15 protein-coding genes are annotated in these 16,986 nt (G+C 61.7%); 3 read left to right on the forward strand and 12 right to left on the reverse strand.

All coding sequences use genetic code 11. The features are described from left to right. Positions 1–101 precede the first annotated feature (101 nt). Positions 102–1,127, forward strand: coding sequence for a tRNA (adenosine(37)-N6)-threonylcarbamoyltransferase complex transferase subunit TsaD (tsaD, locus tag MJ643_RS04185; protein ID WP_023661234.1), 1,026 nt, complete (start codon positions 102–104; stop codon positions 1,125–1,127). 3 nt (positions 1,128–1,130) lie between these two features. Here tsaD and plsY read toward each other — a convergent pair whose 3' ends face one another. Further along, on the reverse strand, positions 1,131–1,700 hold the full coding sequence (gene plsY / locus MJ643_RS04190) for a glycerol-3-phosphate 1-O-acyltransferase PlsY (protein ID WP_004375186.1): 570 nt from the start codon (positions 1,698–1,700) through the stop codon (positions 1,131–1,133). Between the two features lie 74 nt (positions 1,701–1,774). Here plsY and folB point away from each other — a divergent pair, with 74 nt between their 5' ends. Then, positions 1,775–2,131 carry a dihydroneopterin aldolase gene (gene folB, locus MJ643_RS04195; protein ID WP_004375185.1) on the forward strand — a complete coding sequence of 119 codons (357 nt, stop codon included), beginning with the start codon at positions 1,775–1,777 and terminating at the stop codon, positions 2,129–2,131. Continuing rightward, the gene (folK, locus tag MJ643_RS04200) at positions 2,122–2,631 is read left to right on the forward strand and encodes a 2-amino-4-hydroxy-6-hydroxymethyldihydropteridine diphosphokinase (protein ID WP_024086155.1); all 510 of its coding nucleotides are present in this window, start codon (positions 2,122–2,124) and stop codon (positions 2,629–2,631) included. Before folB ends, folK begins: the two co-directional genes overlap by 10 nt. Before the next feature lie 206 nt (positions 2,632–2,837). Here the strand turns inward: folK and MJ643_RS04205 are convergent, their stop codons facing one another. From MJ643_RS04205 to MJ643_RS04255, 11 genes are all read right to left on the reverse strand, one after another. Beyond that, on the reverse strand, positions 2,838–3,944 hold the full coding sequence (locus MJ643_RS04205; RefSeq protein WP_038408580.1) for a multifunctional CCA addition/repair protein: 1,107 nt from the start codon (positions 3,942–3,944) through the stop codon (positions 2,838–2,840). Positions 3,945–3,999: 55 nt separating this feature from the next. Further along, entirely contained in the window at positions 4,000–5,568 is a 1,569-nt protein-coding gene (locus tag MJ643_RS04210) for a SpoVR family protein (RefSeq protein WP_013970585.1), read from the reverse strand. After that, positions 5,565–6,836 carry a YeaH/YhbH family protein gene (locus tag MJ643_RS04215; protein WP_013970586.1) on the reverse strand — a complete coding sequence of 424 codons (1,272 nt, stop codon included), beginning with the start codon at positions 6,834–6,836 and terminating at the stop codon, positions 5,565–5,567. Before MJ643_RS04215 ends, MJ643_RS04210 begins: the two co-directional genes overlap by 4 nt. 130 nt (positions 6,837–6,966) lie before the next feature. Beyond that, on the reverse strand, positions 6,967–8,889 hold the full coding sequence (locus MJ643_RS04220; RefSeq protein WP_023661236.1) for a PrkA family serine protein kinase: 1,923 nt from the start codon (positions 8,887–8,889) through the stop codon (positions 6,967–6,969). Positions 8,890–9,172: 283 nt separating this feature from the next. Further along, the gene (gene glpE, locus MJ643_RS04225; RefSeq protein ID WP_013970588.1) at positions 9,173–9,502 is read right to left on the reverse strand and encodes a thiosulfate sulfurtransferase GlpE; all 330 of its coding nucleotides are present in this window, start codon (positions 9,500–9,502) and stop codon (positions 9,173–9,175) included. Positions 9,503–9,516: 14 nt separating this feature from the next. Continuing rightward, positions 9,517–10,383, reverse strand: a complete 867-nt coding sequence (locus MJ643_RS04230; protein ID WP_208209405.1) for a symmetrical bis(5'-nucleosyl)-tetraphosphatase — start codon at positions 10,381–10,383, stop codon at positions 9,517–9,519. Beyond that, positions 10,383–10,763: a Co2+/Mg2+ efflux protein ApaG gene (apaG, locus tag MJ643_RS04235; RefSeq protein ID WP_013970590.1), complete on the reverse strand. Its 381-nt coding sequence runs from the start codon at positions 10,761–10,763 to the stop codon at positions 10,383–10,385. The genes MJ643_RS04230 and apaG overlap by 1 nt, the downstream gene beginning before the upstream one ends. A 205-nt stretch (positions 10,764–10,968) precedes the next feature. After that, on the reverse strand, positions 10,969–11,769 hold the full coding sequence (gene rsmA, locus MJ643_RS04240) for a 16S rRNA (adenine(1518)-N(6)/adenine(1519)-N(6))-dimethyltransferase RsmA (RefSeq protein WP_013970591.1): 801 nt from the start codon (positions 11,767–11,769) through the stop codon (positions 10,969–10,971). Then, a complete protein-coding gene (gene pdxA, locus MJ643_RS04245; RefSeq protein WP_038408583.1) occupies positions 11,766–12,755 on the reverse strand; it encodes a 4-hydroxythreonine-4-phosphate dehydrogenase PdxA in 990 nt (329 codons plus the stop codon). The genes rsmA and pdxA overlap by 4 nt, the downstream gene beginning before the upstream one ends. Continuing rightward, entirely contained in the window at positions 12,752–14,071 is a 1,320-nt protein-coding gene (locus MJ643_RS04250; RefSeq protein WP_015268722.1) for a peptidylprolyl isomerase, read from the reverse strand. The genes pdxA and MJ643_RS04250 overlap by 4 nt, the downstream gene beginning before the upstream one ends. Next, positions 14,052–16,859: an LPS-assembly protein LptD gene (locus tag MJ643_RS04255; protein ID WP_024086163.1), complete on the reverse strand. Its 2,808-nt coding sequence runs from the start codon at positions 16,857–16,859 to the stop codon at positions 14,052–14,054. Before MJ643_RS04255 ends, MJ643_RS04250 begins: the two co-directional genes overlap by 20 nt. Between the last annotated feature and the right edge of the window lie 127 nt (positions 16,860–16,986).

Here is a 16,986-nt window from a genome sequence, read left to right on the forward strand (position 1 = left end):
AAGCCGGAATGCAAAGCCTCTGATCGAAAACCGCTGGTCGGCATCCGACACGGGGACTATCATGCGCGGCTTCGAATTCAGCCCCTACAAGGGACGAACCCATGCTAGTACTGGGATTGGAAACATCCTGCGACGAAACTGGCGTCGCATTATACGACAGCGAACGCGGTTTGTTGGCCGACGCGCTGTTCAGCCAGATCGACCTGCACCGCGTGTTCGGCGGTGTGGTGCCTGAGCTTGCCTCGCGCGACCACGTCAAGCGCATGCTGCCACTCATCCGCCAGGTGCTGGATGAGGCCGGCTGCGTCGCCACCGAGATCGACGCCATCGCCTACACCGCGGGCCCTGGCCTGGTCGGTGCCCTGCTGGTGGGGGCCTCCTGTGCCCAGGCGCTGGCCTTTGCCTGGGACATCCCGGCGATTGGCGTACACCACATGGAAGGCCACCTGCTGGCACCCATGCTGGAGGAAAACCCACCGGAGTTTCCGTTCGTCGCTTTGTTGGTTTCCGGTGGTCACACCCAGCTGGTGCGGGTCGATGGCATCGGCCAGTACGAGCTGCTGGGCGAGAGCCTGGACGACGCCGCCGGCGAAGCGTTCGACAAGACCGCCAAGCTGATCGGCCTGAACTACCCCGGTGGCCCGGAAATCGCCCGCCTGGCCGAGCGCGGCGTGCCTGGCCGCTTCGTGTTCCCGCGGCCGATGACCGACCGCCCGGGCCTGGAGTTCAGCTTCAGCGGCCTGAAAACCTTTGCCCTGAACACCTGGCAGCAGTGCCGCGATGCCGGTGACGACAGTGAGCAAACCCGTTGCGACCTGTCCCTGGCATTCCAGCAGGCGGTGGTGGAGACTTTGACCATCAAGTGCAAGCGGGCGTTGAAGCAGGCAGGCCTCAAGCGCCTGGTCATTGCTGGTGGCGTCAGCGCCAACAAGGCCTTGCGTGCGTCCCTCGAGGACATGCTCGGCAGCATCAAGGGCAACGTGTACTACGCGCGCCCGCAGTTCTGCACCGACAACGGCGCGATGATCGCCTATGCCGGCTGCCAGCGGTTGTTGGCCGGGCAAAAGCAGGACCTGGCAATCAGCGTGCAGGCACGCTGGCCGATGGAGCAGTTGCCGCCGGTTTAAGCGTTAGAAGTGCCGTTCGCGGCCTGCGAACAGGTCGCGAAGGTTGCTGCGGTGGCGCCATACGATCATCGCCGTCAGCACAGTGATCGGTAGCAGGGCCTCTGGCTCGCGCCAGGCCAGCAACGGCAAGGTCAGTGGTGTGGCGATCAGTGCCGCCAGCGAACTGGTGCGGGTGAGGTAGAAAGTCAGCAGCCAGGCGCCGATGGCCAGCAGCGCGGCCGGGAAGTACAGGGCCATGAGCATGCCGGCGGCGGTTGCCACGCCCTTGCCGCCCTGGAAGCGGAAGTACAGCGGGAACAGGTGGCCCAGCACTGCGCACACGCCAATCCAGGCCTGCGCTTGCAGGTCCAGGCCGGCACCGCGGGCGAGCAATACCGGCAACAGGCCCTTGCACAGGTCGCCAAGCAGGGTCAGGATCGCCAGTTTGCGGCCTGCCAGGCGTAGCATATTGGTGGCGCCGGCATTGCCTGAACCGCTGGAACGCGGGTCCGGGCTGCCCGTAAGGCGGCTGAGGACGATGGCGAAGGACAGCGAGCCGAGCAGGTAGGCGAGCAACGCCAGTAACCAAAACATGCTAACTATTCCGGGCGAGGACGCCTTGATTCTAACGGCGCCAGTCGCCCTTGTCGTGCTGTGGAGAGAAGTGCTTGGACAGAGTGTTCATCGAAGGCCTGGAAGTCGATACCGTCATCGGTGCCTATGACTGGGAGCGGGATATTCGCCAGTGCTTGCGCCTGGACCTGAGCTTTGCCTGGGATAACCGCCCGGCTGCGGCGGGTGACGACCTGAACCTGGCGCTGGATTATGCCAGTGTGTCGGCCCGTATCCAGGCGTTTGCCGAACAGGCGCGTTTCGAGTTGGTTGAAACTTTCGCCGAGCGCCTGGTGGCGACGCTGATGGAAGAATTCCACATCCCGTGGGTGCGGTTGAAGCTGACCAAGCCGGGTGCGGTACCGGCGGCCCGTGGCGGTGTTGGCGTGGAGATCGAGCGCGGATGTCTCTGAGCACGGTTTACCTGGGCCTTGGCAGCAACATTGATCGCGAGGTGCATTTGTGCGCCGGGCTCGATGCATTGGCAGGCATCCTGACCGACATGCGCTGCTCGCCGGCGTTCGAAAGCCAGGCGGTGGGGATCAAGAGCGGTCCGTTCATCAACTTCGTGGTGACTGGGCAGACTGCGTTGCCGTTGATCGAACTGGACCGCCGGTTGAAGTTCATCGAGGCCGACAATGGCCGCTATGCCCCGGACCGCAAGGGGCTGCCGCTGGATATCGACGTGCTGATGTATGACGACTTGCACGGCACGTTCGATGGGCTGGTGTTGCCTCGGGCCGAGATCCTGAAGAACGCCTTTGTGCTGTGGCCACTGTCGCTGCTGGCGCCGGAGCTTGTGCATCCGGGGGTAGGCAAGACAATGGCGCAGTTGTGGCAGGAGGCGCGGATTGATCAGGTGCTGGCGCCGGTTGCCTTTGAGTGGCGTGGGTTGCAGCTGACTTCCGCGTAAGCCTGTTCCGGCCCTTTCGCGGCTAAAGCCGCTCCCACAGGTTTGGTGCGAGGCTCAGAAAATGCGCGGTTCCTGTGGGAGCGGGCGAGCCCGCGAACACCGGCGTAGCCGGTGCCATCCACTGAGTTGAGTTCTTCGCGGCCATGCTCGCTCAGGCTCACGCAGTCCCTGTGGGAGCGGCTTTAGCCGCGAAGGGGCCGGTATGTTCAACCGAGCTTGTAAGCTTCGAGGGCTTTCAGCCGCTCACTTTTGAGCGCTTCACCCAAGGCCTTGCCGGTCAGCCCTGCCTGCACCAATGGCTTAACATCCACTGCCCGCGCCGCCGCCGCTGCTCCTCGCAGGTAGTCGGCCTGTGGATAACCCGATTTTCCCTCGCCCAGTGCTGTCATCTCGCAAGCGATCAGGAAGTCCTCGAACCGCTGCGGCCGCCGGTACACGTCGAACTTCTGCAAAAGCTCCAGGATTATCGCCGCAGGCAGTTCCTGCGCCTGGTTGCCTAGCTCCAGGCACTCACCCGTCAGCAACGCCAGCTCCTGACACTCTCGCGGCGCCTTCAGGCGCTGGTTGATGGCTTTGATCACGGCCGGTGTCAGCGACTGCAGCAGGCAGGCCCAGCGTACATGCAGGGCCTGTTCGTGCATTGCCGCCTGTTCCAGCGCCGCCAGAGCCTGGGGGGCGTCATCTAGCTCTGGCAGCAGCTCCTGCAGGGCCCCACAAGCATGCAGCACCTGGAAGAACACCTGCGGCTGCGCCTCCATCAGCGCCCGCTCGATTTCCTTCCAGCTGCGCTCGGCGGTCAGCGCCTGCAATTCGCCAGAGGCACTGATCTGACGCATCAGCTCAAGCGTCTCATCGGCAACCCGGAAACCCAGCGGTGCATAACGGGCAGCAAAGCGCGCAACTCGCAGCACACGCAATGGATCTTCGGCGAATGCCGGGGAAACATGGCGTAAAAGGCGCTGGTCGATATCGTCCTGGCCATGATAGGGATCGTATACCGTACCCGTCTCGTCCTCGGCCATTGCATTGATGGTCAGGTCACGACGGATCAGGTCTTCTTCCAGGGTCACATCGGGGCTGGCGTGGAAAGTGAAGCCGCCGTAGCCCCGCCCGCTCTTGCGCTCGGTGCGCGCCAGGGCGTATTCCTCGCCGGTTTTCGGGTGCAGGAACACCGGGAAATCAGCGCCAACCGGTCGAAAGCCCTTGGCGTGCATTTCCTCGACCGTGGCGCCGACCACCAGCCAGTCGATATCGCTGACAGGGCGGCCGAGCAGGCGGTCGCGCACGGCGCCGCCGACTTTGTAGATGTGCATGTGCAGCTCTCCATAACTGCCGACAGGATAACCCGTCGGCAGCCTTGAAGTTGCACTAGAGGTGGTGAATGACAGCCAGATCCATGCGGCCATAGTCGGCGCTTTCGCCGTGCTCGCCGCGTGGTGGCATGTGGTGGGTTTTCATCACCTGCTCGCCCTGGACGGTCTCCAAGTGGATGTCGAAGCCCCACAGGCGGTGCAGGTGCTTGAGCACTTCATCGGTAGAATCGCCCAGCGGTTTGCGGTTGTGTTGCTGGTGACGCAAGGTCAGCGAGCGGTCGCCGCGGCGGTCAACGCTCCAGATCTGCACGTTCGGTTCGCGGTTACCCAGGTTGTACTGCGCCGCCAATAGTTCGCGAATGGTCCGGTAGCCGGCCTCGTCGTGGATGGCAGGTACATACAGGTCGTCGCGCTGGTCGTCATCGAGGATGCTGAACAGCTTCAGATCTCGAATGACCTTCGGCGACAGGTACTGCAGGATGAAGCTCTCGTCCTTGAAGCTGCTCATGGCGAACTTGATGGTAGAAAGCCAGTCGCTGCCGGCAATGTCGGGGAACCAGCGCCGATCTTCTTCGGTCGGGTTTTCGCACATGCGGCGGATGTCGGTGTACATCGCAAAGCCCAGTGCGTAGGGGTTGATGCCGTTGTAGTAGGGGCTGTCGAAGCCGGGCTGGAATACCACGCTGGTGTGCGACTGCAGGAACTCCATCATGAAGCCTTCGGTGATCAGCCCCTCGTCGTACAGGTCGTTCATCAGCGTGTAGTGCCAGAATGTCGCCCAGCCTTCGTTCATCACCTGGGTTTGGCGCTGCGGGTAGAAATACTGGGCGATCTTGCGCACGATGCGCACCACTTCACGTTGCCAGGGCTCCAGCAGCGGGGCGTTCTTCTCGATGAAATACAGGATGTTTTCCTGCGGTTCGGCGGGGAAGCGCGCATCATCTCGCTCGTTACCCTTGTCGGCGCTTTTAGGAATGGTCCGCCAAAGGTCATTGATCTGCCGCTGCAGGTGCTCCTCGCGTTCCTTCTGCCGCCGCCGCTCCTCTTCGGCGGAAATCGGATAAGGCCGCTTGTAGCGGTCGACGCCGTAGTTCATCAGGGCGTGGCAAGAGTCGATCAGGTCTTCCACGGCATCGATGCCATGGCGCTCTTCGCACTGGGCGATGTACTGCTTGGCGAACACCAGGTAGTCGATGATCGAGCTGGCGTCGGTCCAGGTGCGGAACAGGTAGTTGCCCTTGAAGAAACTGTTATGGCCGTAGCAGGCATGGGCAATCACCAGTGCTTGCATGCACATGGTGTTTTCTTCCATCAGGTAGGCGATGCACGGGTCGGAGTTGATCACGATCTCGTAGGCCAGGCCCATCTGGCCACGGCTGTAGGACTTCTCCGTGCTGAGGAACTGCTTGCCGTAGGACCAGTGGTGATAACCCAGCGGCATGCCGACCGAGGCGTAGGCGTCCATCATCTGCTCGGCGGTAATGACCTCGATCTGGTTGGGGTAGGTGTCCAGGGCGTAACGCTCGGCCAGGCGGCTGATTTCCCGGTCGTAGGTCTGGATCAGTTCGAACGTCCACTCGGACCCGGTGGAAATAGGTTGGCGTCTCTGTGCTCTGGCGGTCATGTGGCTAACCTGCGCTGGAAGAGTTCACGGAAGACCGGGTAGATGTCGCCGGCCGATACCAACTGCTGCTGGGCGAACGTGTCGGGGAAGGCTTCGCCGATGCGCTCGTATTCGTACCACAGCGCCTGGTGTTCACGCGGGGTGATTTCAACGTAAGTGTAGTACTGCACATGCGGCATGATCTGCTTGGCCAGGATGTCACGGCAGATCGGCGAGTCGTCGTTCCAGTTGTCGCCGTCGGAGGCCTGGGCGGCGTAGATGTTCCAGTCGCTGGCCGGGTAGCGTTCGGCCATGACCTCCTGCATCAGCTTCAGCGCGCTGGAAACGATGGTGCCGCCAGTTTCCCGCGAATAGAAGAATTCTTCCTCGTCGACTTCACGTGCGCTGGTGTGGTGGCGGATGAACACCACTTCGATGCGGTCGTAGTTACGCTTGAGGAACAGGTACAGCAGGATGAAGAAACGCTTGGCGATGTCTTTGGTGGCCTGGGTCATCGAGCCGGACACGTCCATCAGGCAGAACATCACAGCCTTGGAGCTGGGGTTGGGCTGCTTGACCAGCAGGTTGTACTTGAGGTCGAAGGTGTCGAGGAAGGGCAGGCGGTTGATGCGTGCCTTCAGGCGTTCGATCTCGTGTTCGACTTCCTGGATATCGGTGAAGTTGTCTGGCTCCTCGACCTTCAGGCGGGCGAGTTCCTTCTGTGCTTCGCGCAGCAGTGCGCGGCTGCTGCCGGTCAGGGCGATGCGCCGGGCATGGGCCGAACGCAGGGTGCGCACGATGTTGATGCGTGACGGGTTGCCTTCGTTGGCGATACCGGCGCGCACGGTCTTGAAAGTGTCGGCCCCGGTCAGGTGACGTTTGACCAGGTTGGGTAGCTCGAGGTCCTCGAACATGAACTCGAGGAATTCTTCCTGGGTGATCTGGAAGACGAAGTCGTCCATGCCCTCGCCGGAGTTGCCGGCCTTGCCGCGGCCGCTGCCACCGCCGCCGCCTTGTGGTCTTGGGATGTGTTCACCGGCAGTGAATTCCTTGTTGCCTGGATGCACGATGGTCTGCTTGCCCCCGCGACCATGGTGCAGCACCGGTTCGTCGATGTCGCGCCCCGGAATGCTGATCTGCTCGCCATGTTCCATGTCCATGATGGAACGGCGGCTCACCGCCTCTTCGACGGCTTTCTTGATGTGTTCGCGGTACCGCCGCAGGAAGCGCTGGCGGTTCACCGTGCTCTTGTTCTTGCCGTTCAGGCGTCGATCTATAACGTAGCTCATGGTCCCTCCGGTAGCTGGGAACAGCTGCACGCTTCAAGCTACGAGCTGCTGCACATAAAGGCAGCAAAGCAGCTGCCGCCGCCCAGGGCTGGCATGGCAGCCCTGGGCGCGCGGTGGGTAGCTTGTCGCTTTATTGCGATTTCCTGACCCGCAGGTACCATTCCGACAGCAGACGAACCTGTTTGTCGGTGTAGCCACGCTCCACCATACGCGTGACGAAGTCGTTGTGTTTCTGTTGGTCCTCCTTGCTTGCCTTGGCGTTGAAGCTGATGACCGGCAGCAGGTCTTCGGTGTTGGAGAACATTTTCTTCTCGATCACCACCCGCAGCTTTTCGTAGCTCAGCCAGCTCGGGTTCTTGCCGTTGTTGTTGGCGCGGGCGCGCAGCACGAAGTTGACGATTTCGTTGCGGAAATCTTTCGGGTTGCTGATGCCGGCCGGCTTCTCGATCTTCTCCAGTTCTTCGTTGAGGGCGATACGGTTGAGGATTTCGCCGGTTTCCGGGTCGCGGTATTCCTGGTCCTGGATCCAGAAGTCTGCGTACAGAACGTAGCGGTCGAAGATGTTCTGGCCGTATTCGCTGTAGGACTCCAGGTAGGCGGTCTGGATCTCCTTGCCGATGAACTCGATATAGCGCGGGGCCAGGTATTCCTTCAGGTAGCGCAGGTAGCGTTCGCGCACTTCGGCCGGGAATTGTTCCTGCTCGATCTGCTGCTCCAGCACATAAAGCAGGTGCACCGGGTTGGCGGCCACTTCATGCGGATCGAAGTTGAACACCTTGGACAGGATCTTGAATGCGAAGCGGGTCGATAGGCCGTTCATGCCTTCGTCGACGCCTGCCGCATCGCGGTACTCCTGGATCGACTTGGCCTTCGGATCGGTGTCCTTGAGGTTCTCCCCGTCGTACACCCGCATCTTCGAGTAGATGTTGGAGTTTTCCGGCTCTTTCAGGCGCGACAGCACGGTGAACTGGGCGAGCATTTTCAGCGTGTCTGGCGCGCAGTGCGCCTTGGCCAGCGAGCTGTTGATCAGCAGCTTGTCGTAGATCTTGATTTCGTCGCTGACGCGCAGGCAGTACGGCACTTTGACGATGTAGATCCGGTCGATGAACGCCTCGTTGTTCTTGTTGTTACGGAAGGTGTGCCACTCCGATTCGTTGGAGTGAGCCAGCAGAATCCCGGAGTAGGGGATGGCGCCGAGGCCTTCGGTACTGTTGTAGTTGCCTTCCTGGGTGGCGGTAAGCAACGGGTGCAGGACCTTGATCGGGGCCTTGAACATCTCGACGAATTCCATCAGGCCCTGGTTGGCCCGGCACAGCGCGCCCGAATAGGAATATGCGTCGGCGTCGTTCTGCGGGAATTCCTCGAGCTTGCGGATATCGACCTTGCCGACCAGGGCCGAGATGTCCTGGTTGTTCTCGTCGCCAGGTTCGGTCTTGGCGATGGCGATCTGGTTGAGGATCGACGGGTACAGCTTCACCACCTTGAACTTGCTGATGTCGCCGCCGAACTCCTGCAGGCGTTTGGTGGCCCAAGGCGACATGATGGTGTTCAGGTAGCGCCGCGAGATGCCGTACTCTTCCTCGAGAATGGCCCCGTCTTCGGTGGCATTGAACAGGCCCAATGGCGACTCGAATACCGGCGAGCCCTTGATGGCGTAGAACGGTACCTTTTCCATCAGCTGCTTGAGTTTTTCGGCCAGCGACGACTTACCGCCGCCCACCGGGCCCAGCAGATAGAGGATCTGTTTCTTTTCCTCCAGGCCTTGGGCGGCGTGGCGGAAGTAGGACACGATCTGGTCGATGCACTCTTCCATGCCATGGAAGTCGGCAAAGGCCGGATAGCGGCGGATAACCTTGTTGGAGAAGATTCGCGACAGTCTGGAGTTGGTTGAGGTGTCGATCAGCTCCGGCTCACCGATGGCCAGCAACAGCCGTTCGGCCGCCGATGCGTAGGCACTGCGATCCTCTTTGCACAGCTCGAGGTACTCCTGCAGCGAGAGTTCTTCCTGGCGCGTAGACTCGAAACGTTGTTGGAAGTGGCTAAAAATACTCATGACGTCACCTCGCTCGATACGTGGAGACGACGCCGGATCAGTCAGCTGATGCTGGCATGCAACCGGGGCTGCCGATTGCTGTATACCCCCCAGAACACCCTGTAACGCTACCGATGACCCGCACGCCGGTGTACCGGCTCTCCCCTTTTTCTGGATGGCCTGCGCTTAAGAATAGTTGGTTATCCGCAAGGTCAAGGGCGAGGGGCGGAGAAGTTGCGAACGACCGTTCGTCAGATAAGCCGCAAGCCCGCATGGGGCGCGGGCTGCAGTAAAAATGAAAAAATTATTCGGCAGCGCCCTGGGCGGTTTCGGCCGGGTAGGTGGCGCGCCACAGCTCAAAGCCGCCGTCGACGCTGTATACGTCCGAGAAACCCTGGTTCACCAGATAGGCCGCAGCACTCTGGCTGGAATTGCCGTGGTAGCACACCACCAGGGTTGGGGCGTCGAGGTCGGCATTGCGGATGAACTCGGCGACAGAATGGTTATCCAGATGCTTGGCGCCAGTGATGTGGCCGGCGGCATAGGCCTGCGGGTCGCGAATGTCGACGACTACCGCACCTTGCGCGCGAAGGGCCAGGGCCTGTTCGGGAGGGATGCGCTTGAATTCGCTCATGGGTACGGCTTCCTTCAGGATTGATCGTTCAGTGTAGGCGTTTGGGCGGGGAGGCGTAAGTTGCCGTCGTCGCTGCAGTCACAGCGGTGATATTCGCCGCTGTCGACGTTGTACAGGGTCATGGCACCGCCCCACACGCAACCGGTGTCCAGGGCGATGATGCCGGGCTCGTTGACCAGCCCCTGAAGGGCGGCCCAGTGGCCGAAAATAATCTTCACGTGGCGCGAGCGGCGGCCTTTGTGTGCGTACCAGGGCTTGTAGCCTTTGGGGGCGGTATCCAGGCCTTCCTTGCTCTTGAGGTCGAGCTTGCCCTCGGCGGTGCAGAAGCGCATGCGCGTGAGGCAGTTGGTGATGACCCGCAGGCGTTCGATGCCGGTGAGGCTTTTGCTCCACTTGTTCGGCTCATTGCCGTACATGCCGTCAAGGTACAGTTTCAGGCGCTCGTCGTCGCGCAGCACTTCCTCGACCTCGGCAGCCAACTCCAGGGCTTTGCCCAAGGTCCATTGCGGTGGAATGCCGGCGTGAACCAGGGCAATGCCGCGGGGTTCGTCGTAATGCAGCAGCTTTTGCTGGCGCAGCCAGTCGAACAGCTGGTCGGCGTCAGGCGCTTCGATGATCTCGCGCAGGGTGTCGCTTTTCTTCAGGCGTTCGACGTTATGCCAGGCGGCCAGCAGGTGCAGGTCATGGTTGCCCAGCACGCACACCAGCGACTGGCGGATCGAATAAAGGAAGCGCAGGGTTTCCAGTGACTCGGGGCCGCGGTTAACCAGGTCGCCGACCAGCCACAGGTGGTCGACGGCGGGGTTGAAATTGACCCGTTCGAGCAGGCACTTGAGTGGCTGCAGGCAGCCCTGCAGGTCACCGACGGCGTAGGTAGCCATCAGTGCAGCGCCCCGGGCACCGCCAGGCGGAAGGGGGCGATCTCGGCATCGAAGCGTTTGCCGTCTTCGGCGAACATCTGATAGCTGCCCTGCATGGTGCCCACGCGGGTGCTGATGACCGCGCCGCTGCTGTATGTGTGGCTCTGGCCCGGGTCGATATTGGGCTGCTGGCCGACCACGCCGGCGCCACGCACTTCCTCGACCTCGCCGTCACCGTTGGTGATCAGCCAGTGGCGCGACAGCAGCTTGGCCTTCAGCGAGCCATTGTTCTGCACGGTGATGGTGTAGGCGAAAGCGAAACGACTGTTTTCGGGGTCGGATTGTTCTTTGAGGTAGCGGGTCACGACGCTGACGTCGATTTTATAGCGAGGGTCGGACATGCAAGGGCCTTGGGCAAACTGACGCAATAATGCAGTCTAGGCCATTGAGAGGGGGAAGGGCCAGCGGTGAGGGGCTTGGGGATTTGTGTGGTCTGTCCCGGCCCTTTCGCGGGTAAACCCGCTCCTACAAGGTGCTACGCAGATTTTGAGGGCTGCAGTACCTGTGGGAGCGGGTTTACCCGCGAAGAGGACGGTACACGCGATATCAGGCTTGCTGATCGGCCAACTGGTCAGCCAGGCGCACGAAGGCGGCCAGATCCAGCTGTTCAGGGCGCAGGCTGCCATCCACGCCGGCAGCTTCGATGGCCGCGCTATCGAGCAGGCCTTTCATGGTGTTGCGCAGGGTCTTGCGACGCTGGTTGAAGGCTTCGCGTACCACTTGCTCCAGCAGCTTTGCATCCTTGGCCGGGTACGGCAGCACTTCGTGCGGCACCAGGCGGACGATGGCCGAGTCCACTTTCGGCGGCGGGTTGAATGCGCCAGGGCCAACGTTGAACAGGTGCTCGACCCGGCAGTGGTACTGCACCATGATCGACAGACGCCCCCAGTCACCTCCGCCAGGGCCGGCGGCCATGCGCTCGACCACTTCCTTCTGCAGCATGAAGTGCATGTCGCGGATCAACCCGGCATGGCTGAGCAGGTGGAAGATCAGTGGGGTGGAAATGTTGTAGGGCAGGTTGCCCACTACCTTGAGGCTGCGCGGTGGCACGCCTAGCTGGTTGAAGTCGAACTTCAAGGCGTCGCCCTGGTGCAGGCGGAAATTGCTGCGGTCGGCGAACTTGTGCTGCAGGATCGGCACCAGGTCCTTGTCCAGTTCCACCACGTCCAGTTGCGCCCCGCTGCCCAGCAGGCCTTCGGTCAAGGCGCCCTGGCCTGGGCCGATTTCCAGCAGATGTTCGCCGGCCTTGGCGTTGATGGCACGCAGGATGCGGTCGATGATGCCGGCGTCGTGCAGGAAGTTCTGGCCGAAGCGCTTGCGCGCCCGGTGTTGGTATTGCTCGTTCATGGTCGGTTCTCGGCCATCTGGTAGGCGGTTTCCAGCGCGACGCGCAGGCTGCCGGTGTCGACCTTGCCGGTGCCGGCCAGGTCGAGGGCCGTGCCGTGGTCGACCGACGTGCGGATTATCGGCAGGCCCAGAGTCACGTTGACCGCAGCGCCGAAGCCTTTGTACTTGAGTACGGGCAGGCCCTGGTCGTGGTACATCGCCAGCACCGCATCGCAGTGCTCCAGATATTTGGGGGTAAACAGGGTATCGGCCGGCAGCGGCCCGCGCAGGTCCATGCCTTCGGTGCGCAGGCGGGCCAGGGTCGGCTCGATGATGTCGATTTCTTCGCGGCCCAGATGGCCACCCTCGCCCGCGTGCGGGTTGAGGCCGCACACCAGGATACGCGGGTTGGCAATGCCGAACTTGTCGCGCATGTCGGCATGCAGGATACGGGTTACACGCTCGACGCGCTCGGCAGTTATGGCGTCGGCAATGTCGCGCAGCGGCAGGTGCGTGGTAACCAGGGCCACGCGCAGGCCACGGGTAGCCAGCATCATCACCACTTGCGCGGTGTGGGTCAGCTCGGCAAGGAATTCGGTATGCCCGGAGAAGGCGATACCGCTTTCGTTGATTACGCCCTTGTGTACAGGGGCGGTGATCATCCCGGCGAAATGCCCTTCCAGGCAGCCTTGCCCGGCACGGGTCAGGGTTTCCAGCACAAACGCGGCATTGGCCTTGTCGAGCTGGCCCGGCACTACCGGGGCCGCCAGGGGGGTATCCCAGACATACAGGCTACCCGCTGGCGCCGGCTGCTCGGGCCATAGGCCCGGCGCTACCGGCAGCAGGTTGACGGCCAGCCCCAGCTGCGTGGCCCGCTCGGCGAGCAGGTCACGGCTGGTGATGGCGATCAGGGGGTGGGGCTGGGCGTCTGCGGCGAGCAGCAGGCACAGGTCAGGGCCTATGCCGGCCGGCTCGCCGGGGGTGACGGCGAAGCGCAGGGGCTTCACTGGGCAGCCTGGTCAGCGCCAGGCAGCTTGATTTCAACGTAGGCCTCGTCGCGGATCTGGCGCAGCCAGGTCTGCAGCTCTTCGTCGTACTTGCGGTTGCGCAGTACGTTCATGGCCTGTTGCTCACGAGCCTGCTCGGTGCTGTCGGTGGCGCGACGGCCCAGCACTTCCAGGACATGCCAGCCGTACTGGGTCTTGAACGGACGGGTGACTTCGCCTTGGGCGGCGTTGGCCATCTGCTCGCGGAACTCCGGTACCAGGCTGTTCGGGTCAACCCAGTTGAGGTCGCCGCCGTTGAGCGCCGAACCCGGGTCTTCCGAGAAGCTCTTGGCCAGCTCGCCGAAGTCTTCGCCGTTCTTGATGCGCTCGTACAGGCGTTCGGCCAGTTGCTCGGTGGCCGCCTCGCTGCGGATCTCGCTCGGCTTGATCAGGATGTGGCGAACGTGCACTTCGTCACGCAGCACGTTCTCGCTGCCGCCGCGCTTCTCCTCGAGCTTGAGGATGATGAAGCCGTTGGGGATGCGGATAGGCTGGGTAATTTCGCCAACCGGCATGCTGCTGAGCATTTTGGCGAAGTCTGGTGGCAGCTGGCCGGCTTTACGCCAGCCCATCTCGCCGCCTTCCAGCGCGTTTTCGCTGGCGGAGCGGGCAATGGCCATCTGGCCGAAGTCCGCGCCCTGCTTGAGCTGCTGGTACACATCGCCAACCTGGCGTGCGGCGGCCTGGATGGCTTCCGAATTGGCCGCTTCCGGGGTCGGGATCAGGATGTTGGCCAGGCGGTACTCTTCCGACATCTGCATCTTGCCAAGGTCGGAGTTGAGGAAGTTCTTCACTTCCTGCTCGGAGACCTGGATACGCTCGGCCACGCGGCGCTGGCGCACGCGGCTGATGATCATCTCGCGCTTGACCTGCTCACGGGCGTCGTCGAACGACATGCCGTCACGAGCCAGGGCGGCGCGGAACTGGTCCAGCGACATGCCATTGCGCTGGGCAATGGTGCCCATGGCCTGGTTCAGCTCTTCGTCGGTGATGCGGATGCCGGAGCGCTCGCCGATCTGCAACTGCAGGTTCTCGACGATCAGGCGTTCCAGCACCTGCTGATCCAGCGCACCGGCAGGCGGCATGCCGCCGCCACGCTTGGCGATGGTTTGCTGCACCTCTCGGACACGCTGGTCCAGCTGGCTTTGCATGACCACGTCGTTGTCGACGATGGCCACCACGCGATCAAGAGGTTGCACCGCGGCATGCACCGCGCCACTCAGCAATGCAACGCCCAGCAACGCCGGGCGCAGTCGATCAATAAGCTTGGTCTTCACGTTCACGATAACCTTGAATGCCTTGGTCGAGGAAAGATTCGACCTTGTTGCCGACTACACCACCGAGGCCTTTCAGCACGATCTGAAGGAAGATGCCGTGGTCGCCCTTTTCGTTTGTCGGAAGGGCTTGGCTGAAGTCGTCGTAATCGATCCAGTAACGGTTGATCAAACGCAGCTTCCAGCAGCAGTTGTCGTACTCGAAACCGCCCATGGCTTCCAGGGTGCGGTTGCGGTTGTAGTCATGCTGCCAGCGAGCGATGACGCTCCACTGCGGAACGATCGGCCAGATGACCGAGAAGTCATGCTGCTGGATCTTGTAGTAATCCTTGATGTAGTTCGGGTCCCCCGGGTTGCCATAGTCGCCGCCGCCCACTTTCCAGGTACCGGTGGTGGAGTCGTAGGCGATGGTGTCGTTACGGTAGCGATAACCGAGGTTGACCACCTTGTTCGGGTTGTCTTCAGGCTGGTAATGGAACATCGCGCTGCCCGAGCGGGTGCTGCGGCTGTCCGGGTCCCAGTTGAAATCCGAGTTGAAGCGCCAGTCGCGGTTGAAATAGTAGTTGTACAGCAGAGCGTACGGCGACACATCGGATTGCGCGTCTTTGCGGTCGCGGTAGTCGATGCCTGGCAACTGGACCTTGCGGTCTTTGAAGTAGTAGGCCTGGCCGATACTGAAGTTCTGGCGCTCGAAGCCGTTTTCCTCGATCCAGCGGGTGGTCACGCCCAGCGACAGCTTGTTCTCGTCGCCGATGCGGTCGACGCCGCTGAAGCGGTTGTCGCGGAACAGAGAATCGTAGCTAAAGAGCGTCTCCCCAGAGTCAAACAGCGGAATGTCGACCTGGTCCTTGTATGGAACGTAGAGATAGAACAGGCGCGGTTCGAGGGTCTGCTTGTAGTTCGTGCCGAACATGGATGTGTTGCGGTCGAAGTACAGGCCACTGTCGACGCTGAAGATCGGAACGTCACGGTTCTGGTTGCTCTTGAAGTCACCGTAAAGATCGATCCGGCCCGGGTTATCGATCAGGTCTTGTTTGCCCTTGCTGTCCAGATCAAGGTCATAATGTGTGTACATGTACTTCAGCTTTGGCGTGATATAGCCATAGCTGGCTTCCATCGGCAGGCTGATCGACGGTGCGACATTGAAGCGGTTGCCCGTGGAGCGAGCTACGCCGAAGATATTTTCGTCGAGTCGCTTACCCGGCACGCCGCCAACGCTGGTGTCTGGGTTGCCATCTTCGTCGAAGACGAAGTCATCTTTCAGATCGCGATCAAAGCGTACTGCTTCCGTCTCGTAACCGAAGTTCAAGCCGCTAGGATGGAACGGCAGCGTACCGTTGAATGTGATTTGCGGCAGGCGATCGTACGGCGTGATCTGCGAGATAGTCGCCATTTCGTAGGCGTGCACGTTCAGTCGCGCGGTGTAGCTGTCGCCGCGCCAGGTCAGTGCACCCTGTTGATCCAGGATGTCCTTGCTTTCAACACCGATCTGATCAGACTCCAGGTCCTGGAAATAGAACGGGTCGCTGATGTCGGTGTAGTCCACCTCGGTCATCAGGCGCTCGTCCAGCCCGCCCTTGTGCTGCCAGTTGACCATCCAGCGCTGCTCTTTGTAGTCAGTCTGGTCTTTGCGGTCGTCGTTCTTGTCGTTGAGGTACGCGCCACCGAACTGGCCTTCGCTGGAAGGCGTCAGGTAGCGGAACTCGCCTTCCATCAGCAGGCCGCGCTTGGTCATGTAGCGCGGGTACAACGTGGCATCGTAGTTCGGCGCCAGGTTGAAGTAGTACGGCGTGACCAGCATGAAACCGGTATCGCTGGTGCTGCTGAACGATGGCGGCAGGAAGCCGGACTGGCGACGGTCGTCGATCGGGAAGTAGATGTACGGTGTGTAGAACACCGGGAAATCCTTGACCCGCAGCGTAACGTTGGTCGCGGTACCGAAACCGGTGGCCGGGTTCAGGGTGATGTTGTTGCCCTTCAACTGCCAGGCGTTGCTGCCCGGTTCGCAGGTGGTGTACGTACCGTCCTTGAGACGAATGATGGCGTTCTCGCCACGCTTGGCGTACAGGGCACTGCCGCGGATGTGCGACTTGTGCATCACGTATTCGGCGTTGTCGACCTGGGCTTCGCCCGTGTCGAGCTGGATCTGTGCCTCGTCACCGACCACCAGCGAACCGTTGTCACGGATCTTGACGTTGCCCTTGAGCTCGCCACGGTTTTCGGTCTGGTAGAGGTTGGCCTCGTCGGCCTCGGCCTGCATGCTGCCCTGGCGCATCACCACGTCACCGGCGAGGGTAGCGATCTGCTGCTCTTGCTGGTACTTGGATACCTTGGCGTTGATGTAGGTCGGCGACTCGTCCTTCGGCGTGGTGTCGGCCATGCCAGGGCGGGTTGGCTCGATGTAGGCGCCACCGCAGTACGGGCCGGTTTCGGCCAGCTGTGCGGCAGTGAGCTTTTCACGCGGAACCCAGTCCAGGTGGCTGTAGTCTTCGCTACGCGACTTCAGGCCACGGCCCTTGGCCTCGGTGACCAGCATCGGCCGATCCGCGGTTTCGCCTTCGCTCGCGGCTTCGGTGCCGGTGCTGACGGCAGCACCCTCGTGCACCGGGCGCGGCGGCAGGTTGTTGGCTGGGGTCTTGGGCTTGCAGTCCCAACCACCGGAGGCGGACACTTGGCAGTCGAACTGTTCGGCTGCCACCACGTAAGACGTGGCCAGAGGTTGCAGGGCCAGCAGACCGCCGGTTACCAGCAACGGAAACTTTCTACGAAACGCGGGGGATTTCAATGCCATCTTATTAGTCCGGGCTTCCTGCGTGCCATCTGCCCGCGTGTGGGGCCGCACGCCTCTCGATGGTCTGAAAAAGATGCTGGATAATAAAGCATGACCCGCTTGACGGCTAGGGCCGTCGGAGACCCTT

Source organism: Pseudomonas sp. PNPG3, assembly GCF_023093815.1.
In the GTDB taxonomy this organism is placed as follows: Bacteria; Pseudomonadota; Gammaproteobacteria; order Pseudomonadales; family Pseudomonadaceae; genus Aquipseudomonas; species Aquipseudomonas asiatica.